Annotated in this window: 18 protein-coding genes; 10 read left to right on the top strand and 8 right to left on the bottom strand. The window is 70.3% G+C overall.

Going from position 1 to position 17,611, the window contains the following annotated elements; genetic code table 11:
- The first annotated feature begins 18 nt into the window (after positions 1–18).
- A complete protein-coding gene (locus tag ORV05_RS21605; protein WP_268753837.1) occupies positions 19–648 on the top strand; it encodes a pyridoxamine 5'-phosphate oxidase family protein in 630 nt (209 codons plus the stop codon).
- On the opposite strand, the gene ORV05_RS21600 is transcribed toward ORV05_RS21605, so the two are convergent.
- Positions 645–1,547, bottom strand: a complete 903-nt coding sequence (locus ORV05_RS21600) for a LysR family transcriptional regulator (protein WP_268753836.1) — start codon at positions 1,545–1,547, stop codon at positions 645–647. The two genes, ORV05_RS21605 and ORV05_RS21600, sit on opposite strands and share 4 nt — an antisense overlap.
- A gap of 78 nt (positions 1,548–1,625) precedes the next feature.
- Between ORV05_RS21600 and ORV05_RS21595 the strand changes: the two genes are divergently transcribed.
- The 3 genes from ORV05_RS21595 to ORV05_RS21585 all read left to right on the top strand — a co-directional run bounded on the left by ORV05_RS21595 (position 1,626) and on the right by ORV05_RS21585 (position 4,521).
- Complete coding sequence (locus ORV05_RS21595) at positions 1,626–2,288, top strand: mycothiol-dependent nitroreductase Rv2466c family protein (RefSeq protein ID WP_268753835.1); 663 nt, start codon at positions 1,626–1,628, stop codon at positions 2,286–2,288.
- Positions 2,289–2,450: 162 nt separating this feature from the next.
- A complete protein-coding gene (locus tag ORV05_RS21590) occupies positions 2,451–3,323 on the top strand; it encodes an EamA family transporter (protein WP_268753834.1) in 873 nt (290 codons plus the stop codon).
- Positions 3,307–4,521, top strand: a complete 1,215-nt coding sequence (locus ORV05_RS21585; protein WP_268753833.1) for an MFS transporter — start codon at positions 3,307–3,309, stop codon at positions 4,519–4,521. The genes ORV05_RS21590 and ORV05_RS21585 overlap by 17 nt, the downstream gene beginning before the upstream one ends.
- 64 nt (positions 4,522–4,585) lie before the next feature.
- Here the strand turns inward: ORV05_RS21585 and ORV05_RS21580 are convergent, their stop codons facing one another.
- Genes ORV05_RS21580 through ORV05_RS21565 form a run of 4 tightly spaced genes read right to left on the bottom strand, consistent with a single transcriptional unit; the run spans position 4,586 to position 8,770 of the window.
- Positions 4,586–5,776 (bottom strand): aldose epimerase family protein, encoded by a 1,191-nt coding sequence (locus ORV05_RS21580; protein WP_268753832.1) that lies wholly within the window; start codon positions 5,774–5,776, stop codon positions 4,586–4,588.
- 35 nt (positions 5,777–5,811) lie between these two features.
- Positions 5,812–6,645 carry an ATP-binding cassette domain-containing protein gene (locus ORV05_RS21575; RefSeq protein WP_268753831.1) on the bottom strand — a complete coding sequence of 278 codons (834 nt, stop codon included), beginning with the start codon at positions 6,643–6,645 and terminating at the stop codon, positions 5,812–5,814.
- Positions 6,642–7,670, bottom strand: a complete 1,029-nt coding sequence (locus ORV05_RS21570; protein ID WP_268753830.1) for an ABC transporter permease — start codon at positions 7,668–7,670, stop codon at positions 6,642–6,644. Before ORV05_RS21570 ends, ORV05_RS21575 begins: the two co-directional genes overlap by 4 nt.
- Before the next feature lie 5 nt (positions 7,671–7,675).
- Positions 7,676–8,770, bottom strand: a complete 1,095-nt coding sequence (locus ORV05_RS21565; protein ID WP_268753829.1) for a sugar ABC transporter substrate-binding protein — start codon at positions 8,768–8,770, stop codon at positions 7,676–7,678.
- A gap of 160 nt (positions 8,771–8,930) precedes the next feature.
- Here ORV05_RS21565 and ORV05_RS21560 point away from each other — a divergent pair, with 160 nt between their 5' ends.
- The 4 genes from ORV05_RS21560 to ORV05_RS21545 all read left to right on the top strand — a co-directional run bounded on the left by ORV05_RS21560 (position 8,931) and on the right by ORV05_RS21545 (position 13,177).
- Positions 8,931–9,656, top strand: coding sequence for a FadR/GntR family transcriptional regulator (locus tag ORV05_RS21560; RefSeq protein ID WP_268753828.1), 726 nt, complete (start codon positions 8,931–8,933; stop codon positions 9,654–9,656).
- 2 nt (positions 9,657–9,658) lie between these two features.
- Complete coding sequence (locus ORV05_RS21555; RefSeq protein ID WP_326938076.1) at positions 9,659–10,528, top strand: SMP-30/gluconolactonase/LRE family protein; 870 nt, start codon at positions 9,659–9,661, stop codon at positions 10,526–10,528.
- 161 nt (positions 10,529–10,689) lie between these two features.
- Positions 10,690–11,853, top strand: a complete 1,164-nt coding sequence (locus tag ORV05_RS21550; RefSeq protein ID WP_268759848.1) for an LCP family protein — start codon at positions 10,690–10,692, stop codon at positions 11,851–11,853.
- Between the two features lie 184 nt (positions 11,854–12,037).
- Positions 12,038–13,177: a S1 family peptidase gene (locus tag ORV05_RS21545; protein WP_268753827.1), complete on the top strand. Its 1,140-nt coding sequence runs from the start codon at positions 12,038–12,040 to the stop codon at positions 13,175–13,177.
- Between the two features lie 63 nt (positions 13,178–13,240).
- Here the strand turns inward: ORV05_RS21545 and ORV05_RS21540 are convergent, their stop codons facing one another.
- On the bottom strand, positions 13,241–13,453 hold the full coding sequence (locus ORV05_RS21540; RefSeq protein ID WP_144586140.1) for a hypothetical protein: 213 nt from the start codon (positions 13,451–13,453) through the stop codon (positions 13,241–13,243).
- 168 nt (positions 13,454–13,621) lie between these two features.
- On the opposite strand from ORV05_RS21540, the gene coaE reads away from it, so the two are divergent.
- Positions 13,622–14,806 carry a dephospho-CoA kinase gene (coaE, locus tag ORV05_RS21535; protein ID WP_268753826.1) on the top strand — a complete coding sequence of 395 codons (1,185 nt, stop codon included), beginning with the start codon at positions 13,622–13,624 and terminating at the stop codon, positions 14,804–14,806.
- A 45-nt stretch (positions 14,807–14,851) separates the two neighbouring features.
- Here the strand turns inward: coaE and ORV05_RS21530 are convergent, their stop codons facing one another.
- Both ORV05_RS21530 and ORV05_RS21525 read right to left on the bottom strand, forming a co-directional pair.
- Entirely contained in the window at positions 14,852–15,649 is a 798-nt protein-coding gene (locus tag ORV05_RS21530; protein ID WP_268753825.1) for a methyltransferase domain-containing protein, read from the bottom strand.
- A 59-nt stretch (positions 15,650–15,708) separates the two neighbouring features.
- Positions 15,709–16,236, bottom strand: coding sequence for a DUF402 domain-containing protein (locus tag ORV05_RS21525; protein ID WP_268753824.1), 528 nt, complete (start codon positions 16,234–16,236; stop codon positions 15,709–15,711).
- A gap of 59 nt (positions 16,237–16,295) precedes the next feature.
- Here ORV05_RS21525 and ORV05_RS21520 point away from each other — a divergent pair, with 59 nt between their 5' ends.
- Positions 16,296–17,555 (top strand): PucR family transcriptional regulator, encoded by a 1,260-nt coding sequence (locus tag ORV05_RS21520; RefSeq protein ID WP_268753823.1) that lies wholly within the window; start codon positions 16,296–16,298, stop codon positions 17,553–17,555.
- Positions 17,556–17,611 lie beyond the last annotated feature (56 nt).

The following is a 17,611-nucleotide window of genomic DNA, read 5'->3' as shown; positions in this document are numbered from 1 at the left end:
AGGCTTTAGGGTGGGGGCGTGGAGTTGGATGGGGTGGTTGAGGTCGGGTCCGAGGACGAACTCCGGGAGATAGTGGGGGCGCCGAAGCCGTCCGCGCTCCGGAAGGAACGCCCCCGGCTGCACGAGATGGACCGGCAGTGGCTGGCGGAATCGCCGTTCTGCCTGATCGCGACGGCCGGCGCCGACGGCGCCTGCGACGTCTCGCCGAAGGGCGATCCCGCCGGGTTCACGCTCGTACTCGACGACACCACCATCGCCATCCCCGACCGGCCCGGCAACCGTCGCATCGACGGGCTGCGCAACGTGCTGGCCAATCCGCACGTCGGGCTGCTCTACTTCATTCCCGGACGGGGGGACACGCTGCGCGTCAACGGCCGCGCCCGCCTGATCCGGGACGCGCCGTTCTTCGACGCGATGGCGGTGGAGGGGCACCGCCCGCCGCTGGCGCTCCTGGTGGAGGTCGAGCAGGTCTTCCACCACTGCGCCAAGGCGTTCCTGCGCTCGAAACTGTGGCGGCCGGAGACCTGGCGCCCCGAGGCGCTCCCCACCCGGGCCAAGATCGCGAAGGCTCTCGAACGCCCCGAGGATTCCCTCGAAGAACTCGAGCGGTACTACGGCCCTTCCTACGCCGACCACCTGTACGGCTAACCGGTCTCGACAGCTGATCCCGTAGTGGGGATGCCGAGAATGCCGAGGAAGGCTTTCCCCGCAGGCGTGAGGTTGACGCGGCTCCAGGCGACGTGTTCGACCCGCGCCGGCGCGTCCGTGACCTCGATCGTGGTCACGGACGCGCCGGTGAGCTGAGGCACGTACGCGGACGGGAGCATCGCGACGGCGAGTCCCGGCGCGACCAGTCGAGCGATGTAGTCCGCGGTGGTCACTTCGAAGGCGACGTCACGGCTGAGACCGGCGGCCGAGAAGGCCAGGTCGGACTGAATGCGTCCGGCCGTCCCGGCCGGGAGGTCCACGAACACCTCGGTGGCAAGCCTGCGCAGGGTGACCGCTGGTTCGGCGGCGAGGGGATGGTCCTGCGCGACCACGGCGACGAGCCGGTCGCGTCCGAGCTCGTGGGCCGCGACGCCTTCGGGGCGCGCCGTGGTCGGCAGCCCGAGGAACGCCACCTCGATGGCTCCTTGCTTGACCTGCTCGACGAGGTTCTCGCTGGCGCCCACGCGCAGGCTGATGCGCACCGCCGGGTATCGCTGCCGGAAGTCGCGCAGTGCGCCCGGGATGTCGACCGCGGCGACGGTGGGGATCAGTCCCACGGCCAGTCGTCCGCGTACCTCGCCCACGGCCGCGGCCACCTCGGCGGCGGCGCGGTCGGCGGCATCCAGGCACTGTCGCGCGGCGGGGAGGAACGCCGCCCCGGCCGGGGTGAGTCGAACCCGGCGGCTGGTGCGTTCGAACAGCTTCGCGCCCAGTTCCCGTTCCAGGCGCGCGATCTGGTGGCTCAGGGCGGACTGCACGACCCGGCATCGTTCGGCGGCGCGGGTGAAGCTGTTCGTCTCGGCGACCTCGACGACGTAACGCATCTGCTGAAGCTCCATGGATCAATGATGAATCTCGATCGATGAAATGACAACTATGTATTGGACTCATTGATCGTTTCTGGTGAGACTGAGGACATGGGAATTCCGCAAGCGCAAACGGTTTCCGGCGGGGTGGGCAGCGCGGCCACCACCGCGGACCTGTGGTTCGACCCGCGCTGCCCGTGGGCGTGGATCACCTCCCGCTGGCTGCTGGAGGTCGAACGGGTGCGACCCGTCGAAGTGCGTTTTCACGTGATGAGCCTGTCGGTGCTCAACGACGGACGGGAAGTGCCGGAGAAGTACCGGCGGGGCATGGTCGAGGGCTGGGGGCCGGTGCGTGTCTGCATCGCGGCCGAGCAGCAGCACGGTCCCGGGGTGCTGAGGGCGCTCTACCTGGCGATGGGAACCCGGATCCATCACCAGAAGGCCGGCTTGGGCCGGGACATGGTGCTCGCCGCCCTGGCCGATGCCGGTTTGCCGGCCGGACTCGCCGAGGCGGCGGACGACACCGGCTACGACGAGGCGCTGCGCGCCAGCCACCACGCCGGTCTGGACCCCGTCGGTACCGAGGTGGGCACTCCCGTGATCCACGTTCCCGGTACCGACGGCGAGCTCGTCGCGTTCTTCGGCCCGGTGGTCTCTCCCAGCCCGCGCGGCGAGGCTGCGGGACGCCTCTGGGACGGCGTCCTCGCCGTGGCGGGCACCGATGGCTTCTTCGAACTCAAACGTGCCCGTACCCGCGAAGCCCTTTTCGAATAGCGCACCTCCGTCCAGGGAGTAATGAGTGAACGTGAACGCAGACAGGACGGGTTGCGCCGGTCGTTCCGGCAAGAAGCGTGGTGCGCGGTGAAGGGAAGCCGTCCATTCCTGACCACGGGCGTGACGGCAGTGGCCCCGGCGATCTGGGGAAGCACCTACCTGGTGACCACCGAGCTGCTGCCGCCGGATCGCCCGCTGCTGGCCACCACCGTGCGGGCGCTTCCCGCGGGCCTGATCCTGCTGGCCTTCGCCCGCGTCCTGCCGACCGGAATCTGGCTATGGCGCGCCCTGGTACTCGGGACGCTCAACATCGGCGCGTTCAACTTCCTGCTGTTTGTCGCCGCCTACCGCCTGCCGGGGGGAGTGGCAGCCATGATCATGGCGGTCCAGCCGATGGTCGTCCTGATCCTGGCGGCGCTGTTCCTCGGGGACAGGGTCCGGCCAGTGCATCTGCTGGCGTGCGTCCTCGGCGTGGTCGGTGTGGTGTTGCTCGTGTTCAAGGGAACGGCGACCGTGGACGTGCCCGGTGTCCTGGCCGCGGTGACCGCGGCGGTCTGCATGGCCACCGGCATCACGCTGACCAAACTGTGGGGACGCCCGGACGGTGTGGGGCTGCTTCCCTTCACCGGCTGGCAACTCACCGCAGGCGGAGGAGTGTCGTTGCCCTTCACGCTGGCCGTCGAAGGGTTGCCGGACAAACTCAACGGCGCCAACATCCTCGGGTTCGGCTACCTCATCTCGCTGGGCGCCCTCATCAGTTATGCGATCTGGTTCCGCGGGATAGCGCGGTTGCCTGCGACGGCGGTTTCCTTCCTCGCCCTGGGCAGTCCGGTCGTCGCGACGATCCTCGGATACCTGTTCCGGCACGAGACCCTGTCGATCACGCAGCTTGCCGGAATCCTCGTGATCATCGGCGCCGTGGTGATCGCGCAAATCCGGCAGCCCGACGGACGAGCAAGCCGCCCCGGCGAGCTGGTCCCGGCAATGCCAAGCCCTGAGCACGCGACAGAGAGACAAAATGATCACACGCGATGAACACCCGCACTCGACCGCGCGGTCATGGCTGGGTGTTGCCGTCATCACGGCAAGCTTGTTCACCTTCGTCACAACCGAGCTGATGCCGGTCGGTCTGCTCACTCCGGTCGGCGACAGCCTCGGCATCTCGGTGGGCGCCGCCGGGCTGATGGTCACCTTGTACGGGGTCTCGGCCGGGTTGGGCGTACCGTTCATCGTGGCCTGGACCAGGCGCGTGAACCGGCGTGTACTCCTGTCCGGACTCCTGGCGATCTTGGCACTGGGAAACCTGATCACCGGCGTCTCGCCGAATTACCCGCTGGTGCTGACCGCGCGGCTCGTCATGGGATTCGCCAACGGGGTCTTCTGGGCGATCGGCGTGAGCATGGCGATGCGGCTGGTACCCGAACGCCACAGCAGCAGAGCGGCCGCCATCGCCCTGTCCGGCATCTCGATCGCCACGGTGGCGGGCATGCCGCTGGGGACCTATCTCGGAAACCTGACCAGTTGGCGAACCACGTTCGTCATCTGGAGCGGCCTCAGCGCGCTGGTGTGCCTTGCGGTTGCCGCGCTGATACCGTCGTTGCCGTCGCAGAACGCGGTTTCGGCCCGGGAGGTCTTCAAGCTCCCGCTGGTGAACGTGCGGCTGCGCGTTGTGATGATCACCGTGGTGCTGTACGTGCTCGGTCATTTCGGGGCCTACACGTTCGTGCGTCCTTGGCTGGAGAAGAACTCCTCCGCCACGCCCGCGTATGTGGCCTTGTCGCTGATCGTTTACGGACTCGGCGGCGCGATCGGAAACTTCATCGCCAGTCACACCGTCACCAAGAACCTGCGGGGCAGCTTCATCGCCGCCTGCGCCGGGCTCGCCGGGTCCTTGCTGTTGCTGCTCACGCTCGGCCACACTCAGGCCGGTTCGATCGTCTGCCTGGCCGTCTGGGGAGCCTCGTTCGGGGCCGCGAACCTGTGCCAGATCACCATCACGCTCGCCGCCGCCCCCGACACGTTCGAAGCCGCGATGTCGATCAACACGCTGGGATACAACACGTCCATCGCGCTCGGGGCGCTCTTCGGCGGACTGGTCGCCGACAGTCTCGGTGTCGGAGCCGTCATCTGGTTCGGGATCGCACTGACGGCGGCGTCGGTGCTCGTCACGCTCGGCACTCGCCGCAAGACCTCAAGCCCCATCCCCGAGGAGGAGCCGGCCACCAGCGGCTGACGCCGGCCGGGGGCCTGACACAGGACGTGGCCGTGAGGGATCCCCTCACGGCCACGGCCAGGGCTCAGTCGGTGCCGAGGGTGTAGACGGTGGTGGAGTGGTAGGTCTGCCCGGGCCGCAGCACGGTGCTGGGGAACTCCGGGTGGTTCGGCGAGTCGGGGAAGTGCTGGGTCTCCAATGCGAAACCGGCGCTCTGGCGGTAGATCTTCCCGCCCGTGCCCACGAGGGTGCCGGTGAGGAAGTTGCCCGAGTAGAACTGGATCCCCGGCTCGGTGGTCGACACGGTCAGCGAGCGGCCGCTGCCCGGGTCGGTCGCGCGCGCCGCCACGGTGGGCACCGGTCCGCCGCCCGAGTCCAGCACCCAGTTGTGGTCGTAGCCCTGGCCGGTGAGCAGCTGGGGATCGTTGTCGCTGATCCTCGCCCCGATCGGGACCGGCGCGCGGAAGTCGAACGGGGTGCCCTGCACCGGGGCCAGTTCACCGGTCGGGATCTGCGTGGCGTCGGTGGGGGTGTAGCGCCCGGCGTCGAGCTGCAGCCGCTGGTCGTACACCGTGCCCGAGCCCTCCCCGGCGAGGTTCCAGTACGTGTGGTTGGTGAGGTTGACGACCGTGGGCTTGTCCGTGGTGGCCCGGTAGTCGATCGACAGCCGGTTCTCGTTGTCCAGCGTGTAGGTCACCGTCGCGCGCAACGTGCCCGGATAGCCCTGGTCCCCGTCGGGACTGGTCAGGCTCAGCCGCAGCCCCGCCGTACCCCGCCCGGAGATCGCCGGGACCTCCTCGGCGCCCCACACCTTCTGGTCGAAGCCCGAGGTGCCGCCGTGCAGGCTGTTGCCGTTGTTGTTGACCGGAAGGTGGTAGGTCCGCCCGTCGAGGGTGAAGGTGCCCTTGGCGATGCGGTTGGCGTAGCGGCCGACGAGCGCGCCGAAGTACACCCCGCCCCCGGCGGCCGGGCTGTTCTTCGCGACGTAGTCGGCCAGGGTCGGGAAACCCAGCACCACGTTGGCCCGGTGGCCGTGCCGGTCGGGTACCTCCAGGGTCTGGATGATCCCGCCGTAGCTGAGGATCCGCACCCGCATGCCCCTGGCATTGCCCAGGGTGTAGCGGTAGACGGCGGTGCCGTCGGCCTGCCCGAAGTACTCCTTGCTGATGGTCGGCGGCGAGGCCGCGGATCCCGGTGCGGCGGAAGAGGTCACGCCGGACAACCCTACTGTCGCCGCGGTCAGCACGCCCACCGCGAACGCGATTTTCCCTCGCATGATCAGGCACCTCCCGGTTGTTCGAGGACGGCGATTCAGCCGTTGAGACGGTATTCCGCGTGCACGAGTTCGAGCAGTTCGGCCACGGAGGTGTCCTCCGACCGCTGGTCGAAGGTGATTTCCCCGTGCTGCAACAGGTTTACCCGGTCGCAGACGTCCACGACCTGGCTGTAGTTGTGGGCGATGAGGATGATGGCGAGATCGCCCCGCTGTTTGAGCTGCGCCAGCAGCCGCAGGATCAGCCCGCCCTCCTTGGCGCCCATCGCCGCGAGCGGTTCGTCGAGCAGCAGCAGTTTCGCGCCGTGCGAGTACACCGACCGCGCCACCGCGATCGCCTGCCGCTGCCCGCCGGAGAGCTGGCCCACCTCGGCCGTCACCGACGGGATGCTGATCCCGATCGCGTCCAGCGCCTCCCGCGCCCGGCGCTTCATTTCCCTGCGGCGCAGGAAGGGCAGCGGGCGGTGCACCAGCTCCTTGTTCAGGTGCAGGTTGAGGTACACCGGAAGATCGTTGACCAGCGCGAGATCCTGGAACACCGTTTCGATACCGAGCGAGCGGGCATGCGTCACGGACTTCAGCAGTACGGGTTCGCCCTCGAACAGCAACCGCCCGCCGTCCGGCCGGTGGTAGCCGGTGAGGATCTTGAGCAAAGTGGACTTTCCGGCCCCGTTGTCGCCGATGAGGCCCAGGATCTCGCCGCGCCGCACGGAAAGGTTGACGTCCCGCAGCGCCTGCACCGGACCGAACCGCTTGCTCACGTGCTCCGCCGCGATCAAGGGAGGTGTGTCGCTCATGACCGCCTCGGTGTTGTGCGGGGCACCCGCGCCCGGTCGGCGGTCCTGGGTAGGGGCTTCGCCAGTGTCGCTCATGACCGCCTCCGTTGACCCGGGTTCGGGGAGCCCAGTCGTTTCCGCAGCAGGGTGAGGTACACGTTCAGCAGCGCGGCCACCAGGATCGCGACACCGAGCACCACGTAGAACGCGTTCGCGCTGATGCCGGTGAGGTTGAACCCGTCGTACACCAGGCCCAGCAGCAAGGCGCCGAGGAACGCACCGATCACCGTGCCGGAACCGCCGAGCAGGGCGGTCCCGCCGATGACCGCGGCCGCCACCGCGTAGAACATCGTGTTGAACCCGCCGTTGGTCGGGTCGTAGGAGCCGACCCGGGTGCCCTGCAGGATCCCGGCGAATCCCGCCAGCCCCCCGGTGATCGCGAAGCAGATCACCTTGACCCGGCTGGTGCGGATGCCGGATTCCGCGGCGCCGACCGGGTTTCCGCCGGTCGCGCGCGTGGCCACGCCGAACCGGGTGGTGGACAGCACCACCTGCATGACGGCCACCACCACGAGCGCCCACAGGAACTCCGACCAGCCCCAGCCGCCGAACACGGCCATCACCCCGTCGTGCGGCGCGCTCACCGGCGAACCGCCCGAAACGATCAGCGACAGGCCCCACAGGAGGAAGGCCATGCCGAGCGTGGTGATGAACGACGACAGCCCGAACCACGTGTGGATCAACCCGTTCACCACCCCGATCCCGGTGCCGACCGCGACCGCGCCGATCAGCGCGGCCCACAGCGGCCAGCCGTTGTTGGCGAACAGCACCAGCACGAACGGGGCCAGCGTGAACACGAACCCTGCGGACAGGTCGATCTGCCCGCAGATCAGCACCAGCACCTCGCCCGCGCCCACGATCGCCCAGGGCGCCACGTACTGGGCGATGGTGTGGTAGTTCTCCGAGGTGGCGAACCCCGGCCCGCTGGTGAGGGCGAAGTAGACCACCGCGGCGGCCGTCACCAGCAGGATGCTCAACTCCCGGACCCGGATCAGTCCCGGCAGGAACCCGCCGCGGGCCGCGGTGGCGGCCGGGACGGCTGGCGTTTCCGTCGTGGCCATCCCCGTCACCGCGTGAGCGTGGTCGCGGCGGGCAGCGGGATCGACGCCGGCATCGGGACCAGATCCGCCTTCGGCCCGCCCTCGAAGCGGCTGTCGGCCGACAGGTACGGGCCCACGTTGTCCTTCGTGACGAACGTGAGGCCGGTGTCGGTGGCCGGGGGAGACACCAGCGTCCCGGACAGCCGGAACAGGTAGAGGTAGAGCACGGTCAGGAAACCCTGCAGGTAGGCGGACTGGTCGATGGTGAAGTCCAGTGCCCCGGAGCCGACGCCCTTGAGGGTGTCCGTAAGTGTGTCGTACCCGCCGGCGTGCACCTTGCCCTGCAGGTTCCGGGTGGCGATGAGCTGGGCGATGGAGGCGGTGCTTCCGGCGTCCACCGCGTAGATCCCCTTGGCGTCGGGGTGCCCGTCGTAGGCGGCGGTGATCGCGTTGAGTTCGTTCGCCTGCTCGGCACCGGTGTTGATGGGCAGCACGGTGACCGCGGGGGCCGCCTGCTTGAGCGCCGCGACGATGCCGTCGAGCCGGGGCTGCACGTTGTTGCCGCCGGGCTGGGAGATGCCGACCAGGATGGTGCCGGAGGTGACGTCGGCGGCGATGCGCCGCCCCATCAGGTACCCGGACTGGTAGAGGTCCTGGCCGACGTAGGTCAGCGGGTAGTTCCCCGGCGCGGTCGCGTTGTAGGCCACCACCGGGATCCCCTTGGCCAGTGCGCGTTTCGTCGGGTCGACGAAGGCGTTGCTGTCGGTCAGCGCGATCGCGATGCCGTCCGCGTTGCCGTTGATCGCGGTGGAGAACGCCGAAGCCATCTCGGCGACGTTGCCTTCGGCCGAGCCGGTCCACTGCGGTTCGGGCAGGCCGAGCAGCTTCGCCGCGTCGGCCATGCCGTTCTTCGTGGGCACGAAGAACGAGTTGGTCGTGACATGGTTGATGAAGACGAACCGCCACGCTCCGGTGGCGGGAAACGCTCCGGCACCGCCGGTGCCGGTCTTGTTCTGGACTCCGTTGCAGGCGGCCAGCAGGGCGCTCGCGGCCACCGCACCGCCACCGGCTCCGAAAACCTTCAGCAGGGTCCTGCGTGAGGCCGGGGACTGTTCGCTCATGGTCAACCACCCATCCACGTCGGCGGGGAACTCGGGTCAGGGCGCTTCAGCGTGCCTGAATCATTGGATGATTCGTCGATTCAGTCAAGGCTTGATCGCGCACCTCCTCCCTCCGGCTCCGGTGCCGCCCAGCGCCGGAGCGGCCGTATAGTCCGTGGGTATGACGCAGGAGGGGCCACTCGGCAGGCATCGCACCATCCACGGGCGGGTCGTGGAGTGGCTGGGCCGGCGCATCGTTTCGGGCGAGTTGTCCGACGGCAGCCAGTTGCCCAACGAGACAGAACTCGCCGCGCAGCTCAGGGTCAGCCGCGGCGGGGTGCGGGAGGCGGTGAAGGCCCTGGCCGCCAAGGGCTTGGTGGAAGCCCGGCCTCGGCTGGGCACTCGAGTGCTGCCGCGCGAGCAGTGGAACCTGATGGACCGCGAGGTTCTCACCTGGCACGGTCAGCTCGGCAGGGCCGGTTTCCTCGGCGATCTGCTGGAGTTGCGGCTGATGGTCGAGCCGGGCGCGGCGAAGCTGGCGGCGGAGCGGGCCACCGACGAGCAGCTCGCGGTGCTGGAAAGCGCTTACGCCCGAATGGAGTCCCACGCACCGAAGCTGCCCGGCGCGGAGGAGGAGTTCGTCGCGGCCGATCTCGCGTTCCACCTGATCCTGTTGCGCGCCAGTGGGAACCAGCTGATCGAACAGCTCGGACGGCTGCTGGAGGCGAGCCTGCACCACGGACTCGAGGCGAGTTCCCACGCGCCCGGCGGCGTCGCCGCCACCCTGCCGCTGCACCACGCGGTGCTCGTCGCCGTCCGCGGGCACCGGCCGGTCGCCGCGTTCCGCGCAATGAAACGGCTCATCGAGACCACGACGCAGGCGGTTCGCGAAATGGTGGGGGAATAACCGTGTCCACAGTGGAGCAGATCACGGAACCCGTTGCCCAGCACGGGGAAGGGCCCGTGTGGTACGCGGGCTGGCCCGGACTGCGCTGGGTCGACATGCTGGCGGGCGACGTGCTCGAACTCGACCCCGCCACGCAGCGGGTGCGCCGCAGCCACGTCGGGGAGGTCGCGGCGGTGGTCCGGCCCTGCACGGACGGCCGCGCGCTGCTCGCGGTCGAACGCGGCTTCGCGATCGCGGACCCGTCGCTGGCGCACGTCCGTCCGCTCGTCGAGGTCTTCGGTGAGCCGGGGGTGCGGATGAACGAGGGCGGCTGCGATCCGGACGGCCGGTTCTACTGTGGATCGATGGCCTACGACGAGCGGACCGGCGCGGGCAGCCTCTACCGCCTCGATCCGGACGGCACGGTCACGACGGTGCTCACCGGTGTCACCGTCTCCAACGGTTTCGCGTTCAGCCCCGACGGGGGCACCGCCTACTACATCGACAGCCCGACCCACCGGGTCGATGCCTTCGACTACGACCCGGCTCGCGGACTGACCGGCCGTCGCACCCTGCTGCGCCTCCCCGCCGGCGGCGGGGCCCCGGACGGGATGACGGTCGACGCGGACGGACGGTTGTGGATCGCGCTGTGGGGCGGGTCGGCCGTCGGCTGCTACACCCCGGGCGGACGGCTCGAAGAGAAGGTGCCCCTGCCCGCCCGCCACGTCACCGCCTGCACGTTCGGCGGCCCGGATCTGAACGAGCTGTACATCACCACCTCCCGGCAGGGCGTGCCCGGCGGCGCGGAGCCCGAGGCCGGGGCGCTGTTCCGGTACCGTCCCGGCGTCCGCGGCCTTCCCGTGCTCCCGTTCGCCGCCCCGGCCGATCGGTGATCCGAAGTTCACGGCAGGGAATTTCCGGGTTCACAGGAAACTGTCAGAAAAGATCTGGATGATGGACTCACTGGATCGGGTGAACCTGGGGGAGGGCCGGCGTGCGCTGGAAACCTGTCGCGTGCACCGTGCTCGGGCTGGCGTCGGTGCTGGTGCTCGGCATGACGGGGTACGGCTGGACGCAACTGGAGCGGCTGTCCACCGGGATGGCCACCGCGGACGTGATCGAACCGTCGGCGCAGCTCCCGCCGGAGACCGAGTCGGTCTCGGTGCCGGAGCAGAACATCCTGCTCGTCGGGATCGACAGCCGCACCGACGTCCAGGGCAACCCGCTGCCGCAGGACCTGCTCGACCTGCTACATGCCGGGGACGCCTCCGACGGCGGTGACACCACCGACACGATGATCGTCGTGCACATCCCCGAGGGCGGGGGTGAGGCGACGGCGGTGTCCCTTCCCCGCGACTCCTATGTCGAGATCGCCGGGAACTACGGCAAACACAAGATCAACTCCGCGTACAGCTACGGCAGGAACGCGGAATGGGGCCGGCTGACCGCGCGTGGCGTGACCGGCGCCGAACGCGAACGGCTGGCGGACCAGGCCGGTGCCAGGGTGGCGATCAAGACCGTCCAGCAGTTCACCGGGCTGAGGATCAATCACTACGCGGCGGTGAACCTGGCCGGGTTCTACCAGCTCAGCCTGGCCGTGGGCGGCGTGCCGGTCTGCCTGAAGGCGCCGGTGCGGGACACCTACTCCGGTGCGAACTTCCCCGCGGGCAGGCAGGTCCTGTCCGGGGCGCAGGCGCTGGCATTCGTGCGGCAGCGCCACGGGCTGCCCGCCGGTGACCTCGACCGGATCGCCCGGCAGCAGGCCTTCCTGTCCGGCGCGGCGAAGATGGTGCTCGACGCGGGCACGCTGGCCAATCCGGTGAAGCTGAGCGCGCTGGTCACCGCGGTCCAGCAGTCGGTGCTGCTGGACCAGGGCTGGGACATCCTGCGGTTCGCCCAGCAGATGCGCACGCTCGCCGCCGGGGGGATCACCTTCAAGACCATCCCGGTGCAGTCGCTGAGCCTGCAGACTCGCTACGACGGCGACGCGGTGAAGGTGGACCCGGTGCAGGTACAGGCTTTCCTGCGCGCCCTGCTCGGCGGCCCCGGGGCCGCGGCCTCGTCCCCGTCGTCCTCGTCCTCGTCTTCCTCGTCCTCGGCCACCTCCTCGGCACCTGCCGTGGCACGGGCGGCGGAAAGCGGTGAACCACCCACCTCCACGGTGAGCTCCCTGATCTCCAGCGCGTCCGACACCGACCTCTCCGACTGCGTGAACTGACGGCTCGGGTGTTGGCCCCAGCCCCTGCGGCGGGGGTGACGGTCCTGTCGTAAGCGCTTTCCGACGAAAGATGGGTTATTAACCAACCTACTTTCGCCGGGTTTCGGGAACGGGGTGACGGGCGCGAGACTCGGGGCGTGGTCGCGCGACCCGGTCCCTGCTCCCCGACGAAGAGAGCGATCCGATGAAGCGAACCAAACTTGCCCGGGCGACCGGAGTGGCCGGCCTGGTGGCCGGTGCGGTCATGGCGGTCTGCCTCGCCCCCGCCGCTACCGCCGCTCCGCTCGCCACCCAGCCCGTGCTCACCGCAATGCAGCGGGACTTCGGCCTGACCGCTGCGCAGGTCCAGGACCGGCTTCGCCACGAGGCCGAAGCGACCGCGGTGGAACCGGCCGCGCGGGCCGCGGCCGGGGCCGCTTTCGGCGGTTCCTGGTACGACGCCGCCACCGGCAGGCTCGCCGTCGCCGTCACCGACGCGGCCAAGACGGCCGCCGTGCGGGAGGCCGGGGCGGAGGCGGTCACGGTGGCCCGCACCGAGGCCGCGCTCGACGCGGCCAAGGCCGCGATCGACGCCTTCGCGGGCCGTTCCGCCCCCAAGGAGGTCACCGGCTGGTACGTCGACGAACGGGCCAACACCGTCGTCGTCACCGTCCGCCAGGGCGCGGCGGCGAACCCGGCCGTGCAGCGCTTCCTCGACCAGGCCAGGGCGGCCGGCCCGGTGCGGGTGGACACCACCACCGCGGCTCCCCGGCTCCTGTCCGGGGACGTCATCGGCGGTGACGCCTACTACATCAACGACGCGGCCCGCTGTTCGGTGGGCTTTTCGGTCGAGGGCGGGTTCGTCTCCGCGGGCCACTGCGGCAGCGCGGGCGACTCGGTGACCGGGCCGGACGGCTCCTCGATGGGCACCTTCGCCGCCTCGTCCTTCCCCGGCAACGACTACTCCTATGTCCAGACGGACTCGAGCTGGACACCCACGTCCACTGTGGATGGTTACGGCAACGGCGACGTGACCGTCACCGGCTCGACCGCGGCCGCGGTCGGCGCCTCGGTGTGCCGGTCGGGATCCACCTCCGGCTGGCACTGCGGCACCATCCAGGCCAAGAACCAGACGGTGAACTACTCGGAAGGCACGGTCAGCGGGCTCACCCAGACCAACGCCTGCGCCGAGCCCGGCGACTCGGGCGGTTCGTGGGTCAGCGGCAGCCAGGCCCAGGGGGTCACCTCGGGGGGCTCCGGTGACTGCACCTCCGGCGGCACCACGTTCTTCCAGCCGGTGAACGAGATCCTCTCCGCCTACGGCCTGACCCTGGTCACGGGCTGAGCCGGACGCGAAAGACGGCGGGGCTCCCGGCACGCAGGCGCCGGGAGCCCCGCCCTCGCGTCGTCAGGTGGTGGCCGGGATCCAGGCGCGTTCGTGCGCGGCCATGGCGGCGCGGCGGCGCAGCCCGGCCAGGCTGTGTTTGGCGGGCACGAGGAGCGCGGTGAGCCAGGTACGCCGGTAATCCTCCAGCGCCAGGGCCACCGGGCGATGCTGGACGCAGTGCACCAGCCCCGGCGTACCGAGCCGGTGCTTCCCGACGTGCTTGCTCGCGGGCATCGTTCCTCCGTTTGGACGACTTTCCCGCCGCGACCGTACCAACGGCGGCACAGGATCGTCGTAGGCGAAGCGGCGTGTCAGCCGTATCGGTTCGATTACGGCGCGCTGCGGCGCGTGCGCGAGACGGCGGTGGGGTGCGGGCCTGGCCGGGCCTGGTTGAATGCGGCCATGCTGCGCGTGGGACTCACCGGCGGGATCGGTGCCGGCAAATCGACGGTCGCGACCAGGCTCGCCGAACACGGGGCGGTGCTGATCGACGCCGACGCACTGGCCCGGGAGGTGGTGGAGCCGGGCACCCCGGGGCTCGCCGCGCTCGCCGAGGCGTTCGGGCCGGAGATCCTGACCGCGGAAGGAACGCTGGACCGTCCCGCGCTGGCCGCGCGCGCGTTCGCCGACGAGACGTCCCGGCAGCGGCTCAACGGCATCCTGCACCCGCTGATCGGTGCGCGGACCGCGGAGCTGATGGCGGCGGCCCCGCCGGACGCGATCGTGGTGCACGACGTCCCGCTGCTGGTGGAGGGCCGCCTCGGCGCCGCCTACCACCTGGTACTGGTGGTCGACGCCCCGGTGGAAACGCGGATCCGGCGGCTGGTGGAAATCCGCGGGATGAGCGAGGACGACGCGCGGGCGCGGATCGCCGCGCAGGCGAGCGAAGAGCAGCGCCGTGCCGCGGCCGACGTGTGGCTCGACAACGGCGGCACGCCGGACCTCGTGCTGGCCGAGGTGGACCGGCTGTGGGCGGACCGGCTCGTCCCGTTCGAGGCCAACATCCGGCTGCGCCGTCCCCGCCCGCCGAAATCGCCGGTCGTCGTGCGCTACGACCCCGCGTGGCCGGTGCAGGCGGAGCGCGCGCTGGCGCGGATCCGGATGGCGGCGGGGGAGCGCGCCGTGCGCGCCGACCACATCGGCTCGACCTCGGTGCCCGGGCTGCCCGCCAAGGACCTGCTGGACCTCCAGCTCACTGTGTCCACAGTGGAGGACGCGGACGCGCTCGCCGCCGCCCTGTCCGACGCCGGGTTCCCCCGGGCCGAAGGCGAGTGGTTCGACGACCCGCAGGGCGGGGCGGAACCGTGGGTGAAGCGGTTCCACTTCGGCGCGGATCCGGGCAGGCAGGTGAACCTGCACGTGCGCACGCTCCAGACGCCCGCGTGGCGGCTTGCCCTGTTGTTCCCGGCCTGGCTGCGGGCCAGCCCCGCGGAGCGGAACGCCTATGCCGCGGTGAAGCGGAAGCTCGCCGAGGCCCACGCGAACGACGGAAACGGCGCCGGTTACGCCACCGAGAAGCAGGGCTGGGTCAACGCCGCCTTCGAACGGGCGGAAGCCTGGGCCGCGGAGACCGGCTGGACGGTCTGAGGCACGAGCACCGGCCGCGGCCCCGGGGGCGGGGGACGGACGGGGTCAGCCCCGGCAGAGGATTTCGCCGTGCAGGACGGAGAACCAGCCGTCGGGTGCCTCGCTCCACTCACGCCAGCCCTCGGAAATCCGCTTCAGGTCGGCATGGGTGGCGTAGCCGTAGGACACGGCCTGCCCGGCGATGGCCGATTCGAGGATCCGGTCGGCCCACAGCCCGCCCCACCACGCCCGTTCCTCGGCGGTGGCGTAGCACCACACCGAGGCGCTGGCGGTGATGTCGGTGAAACCGGCTTTCCGTGCCCACGACAGCAGGCGCCGCCCGGCGTCCGGTTCGCCGCCGTTGTGCCGCGCGGTGCGCCGGTACACCGACAGCCACTCGTCGAGGGCGGGGATCTCGGGATACCAGGTCATCGCCGCGTAGTCGGCGTCGCGGGCGGCCACCACACCGTCCGGAGTGCGCACCCGCCGCATCTCCCGCAGGGCGAGCACGGGATCGTGCACGTGCTGCAGCACCTGGTGGGCGTGCACGACGTCGAACCGGCCATCGGGGTGGGGGAGCGAGTGCACGTCCCCGGTGTCGAAACGCATGTTCCGCGCACCTCGCTCCGCCGCGGTGCGTTCGGCGAGCGCGAGCGCCTCGCGGGTGGGTTCGAGCGCGGTCACCTCGCCCGGCGTCACCAGGGCGGCGAGATCCGCGGTGATCGTGCCCGGGCCGGACCCGACGTCGAGGAGCGCCATCCCCGGGCGCAGGTGCGGCAGGAGGTAGGCGGCGGAGTCTTCGGCCGTGCGGACGGCGTGCGAGCGCAGCACCGCTTCGTGGTGTCCATGCGTGTAGCGGGCCATGGCCGTGACACTACTCGGTCATCCCGCATTTCGGGAGCGCAATCTCATATTGTGAGAAATCAGTGGCGGCGCCAAGTGAGTTCGATGTCCATCGTGGACAGCCACTCGTGCAGCTTGTACCCGTGCGATGCCAGGCCCTCGACGGTGTCGTAGGTGACTTCCAGGGCATGCCGTGCCTCGGCCGGGCTGATCAGGCCGGCCGACGAAGCGGCGAGCAACTCGTCGGTGTCGAGCACCTCGAGGCCCCGGCCTTCGCGCGTGATCAGGTCCAGATACCAGTCGGTGGTGCGCCAGGTGGTCCCGTCCGCTTCCACGGTCACCACGTCGAGGTAGAAGTCCTGGTCGAGCTCGTGTCCCGGGGAGAACCAGAAATCGGTCAGCCGCAGGCCGAGCCCGGGCAGCAACCACGACTCCAGGTAGTGGAACTGGGCCCGCCCGGGCGCGGGGCGCGCGAGGTACAGGCCGAAATCGGTGACGCGGTATTCCTCGACCTCCCGGACGTTCCCCTTCGGATCGGTGTTGGTTCCGGCAGCCAGGTCGAAGGTTTCGATCTTCGGCGGATGGATCGCTTCCGCGTGCTCTGTCATGGGGTCATCTTCGCCGGTTTACAGGCCGAAAACGAGTGTCACGCGGGTAGGGTGATCGCGTGCTGGACGAAGCGGTCGTCACCGACAACATCGCCCGCCTCGCCGCCCGCCTCAGTGCGCGGACCGCGGAGCTGACCGGCGACCTGGTGAAGCTGTACGCCCGCGAGCTGCCCAACCTCGTGCACGACGACGAGAGTGTGGTCAGCCTCCTTTCGGCGAGCCTGTACCAGAACATAGACACCGCTCTGCGGATCTTCCAGCACGGCATCGACCCCGCGCGGGTGGAGGCGCCGGCCGCGGCGATGGAGTACGCGCGCCGCCTCGCGCAGCGCGGTATCCCGGTCATCGACCTGATCCGCGCCTACTACCTCGGCCAGACCGCGATCCTCAACCACGCCATCGCCGTGGCACCGGAGCTGATGCCGGATCCGGTCCTGCTCGGCGCCGCGCTCGGCAAGGCGCTGACCATCACCTTCACCTTCATCGACCGGGTAACCCAGCAGGTGGTGTCGGCCTACCAGGAGGAACGCGACCGGTGGCTGCTCAACCGCAGCGCCATGCGCGCCGCCCGCGTGCGATCCCTGCTGGAGGGCGGCGGCGCCGAACTCGACGCCACGGAGGCCGCGATCGGCTACCGGTTGCGCGGCACGCACCTGGCCGTGATCGTCTGGCACGGGCTCGACCCCGCCCACGGCAACGCGCTGGGCAGCCTGGAACTGGTGGCGGGCGAAATCGCCGCCGACCTGCCCACCGCGGGGGAACCGCTGTTCGTGCCGGTCGACGAGCTGTGCGCCTGGGTGTGGTTCCCGCTGTCGGCTCCGGCGCTGCCCGGCGAGGAGCACGTCGAGCGGGTGCTCGCCAAGGCCGATCCCGCGGTGCGGCTCGTGCTGGGCGAGCCGGGGGAGGGCGTCGACGGGTTCCGCCGCAGCCACCGCCAGGCGATGCGCGTGCACGCGCTGGCCACCGCGGCCGGGGAGCACTGCGGGCGCGTCCTGACCTTCCGCGACGTGGGCGCGATCGCGCTGATGACCTCCGACCTGGCCGCGGCCCGCACCTGGGTCGCCGAAACGCTCGGCGAGCTGGCCACCGGCGACGAGCAGCACGAACGGCTTCGCGAGACGCTGCGCGTCTTCCTGGCCACCGGCAGCAGCTACACGGCGGCGGCGGGCAGGCTGACCATGCACAAGAACTCGGTGCAGTACCGCGTCCGCAAGGCGGAGGAGATCCTCGGCAGGCCGGTGGCCGAGAGCAGGCTGGACATCGAGCTCGCGCTCAAGCTGTGCCACCGGCTCGGCGGGGCGGTCCTCCTCACGCGCTAACCCGTACGGGTGGACGGCCGATCCGGCCAGCCGGGTCATCCGGCGGCGAGGGCCGT

It is taken from the genome of Amycolatopsis cynarae, from assembly GCF_026802195.1.
GTDB lineage: Bacteria > Actinomycetota > Actinomycetes > Mycobacteriales > Pseudonocardiaceae > Amycolatopsis_E > Amycolatopsis_E rhizosphaerae.
Note: the sequence above shows the minus strand (reverse complement) of the source record. Positions and strands in the feature narration are given on the sequence as shown.

Coding starts and splice junctions, on each gene's coding strand:
- ORV05_RS21595 (WP_268753835.1), top strand. CDS start 1,626: ATGGGAATTCCGCAAGCGCAAACGGTTTCCGGCGGGGTGGGCAGCGCG.
- ORV05_RS21525 (WP_268753824.1), bottom strand. CDS start 16,236: ATGACAGAGCACGCGGAAGCGATCCATCCGCCGAAGATCGAAACCTTC.
- ORV05_RS21560 (WP_268753828.1), top strand. CDS start 8,931: ATGACGCAGGAGGGGCCACTCGGCAGGCATCGCACCATCCACGGGCGG.
- ORV05_RS21575 (WP_268753831.1), bottom strand. CDS start 6,645: ATGAGCGACACTGGCGAAGCCCCTACCCAGGACCGCCGACCGGGCGCG.
- ORV05_RS21565 (WP_268753829.1), bottom strand. CDS start 8,770: ATGAGCGAACAGTCCCCGGCCTCACGCAGGACCCTGCTGAAGGTTTTC.
- ORV05_RS21550 (WP_268759848.1), top strand. CDS start 10,690: ATGACGGGGTACGGCTGGACGCAACTGGAGCGGCTGTCCACCGGGATG.
- ORV05_RS21540 (WP_144586140.1), bottom strand. CDS start 13,453: ATGCCCGCGAGCAAGCACGTCGGGAAGCACCGGCTCGGTACGCCGGGG.
- ORV05_RS21580 (WP_268753832.1), bottom strand. CDS start 5,776: ATGCGAGGGAAAATCGCGTTCGCGGTGGGCGTGCTGACCGCGGCGACA.
- ORV05_RS21570 (WP_268753830.1), bottom strand. CDS start 7,670: ATGGCCACGACGGAAACGCCAGCCGTCCCGGCCGCCACCGCGGCCCGC.
- coaE (WP_268753826.1), top strand. CDS start 13,622: ATGCTGCGCGTGGGACTCACCGGCGGGATCGGTGCCGGCAAATCGACG.
- ORV05_RS21545 (WP_268753827.1), top strand. CDS start 12,038: ATGAAGCGAACCAAACTTGCCCGGGCGACCGGAGTGGCCGGCCTGGTG.
- ORV05_RS21530 (WP_268753825.1), bottom strand. CDS start 15,649: ATGGCCCGCTACACGCATGGACACCACGAAGCGGTGCTGCGCTCGCAC.
- ORV05_RS21600 (WP_268753836.1), bottom strand. CDS start 1,547: ATGGAGCTTCAGCAGATGCGTTACGTCGTCGAGGTCGCCGAGACGAAC.
- ORV05_RS21585 (WP_268753833.1), top strand. CDS start 3,307: ATGATCACACGCGATGAACACCCGCACTCGACCGCGCGGTCATGGCTG.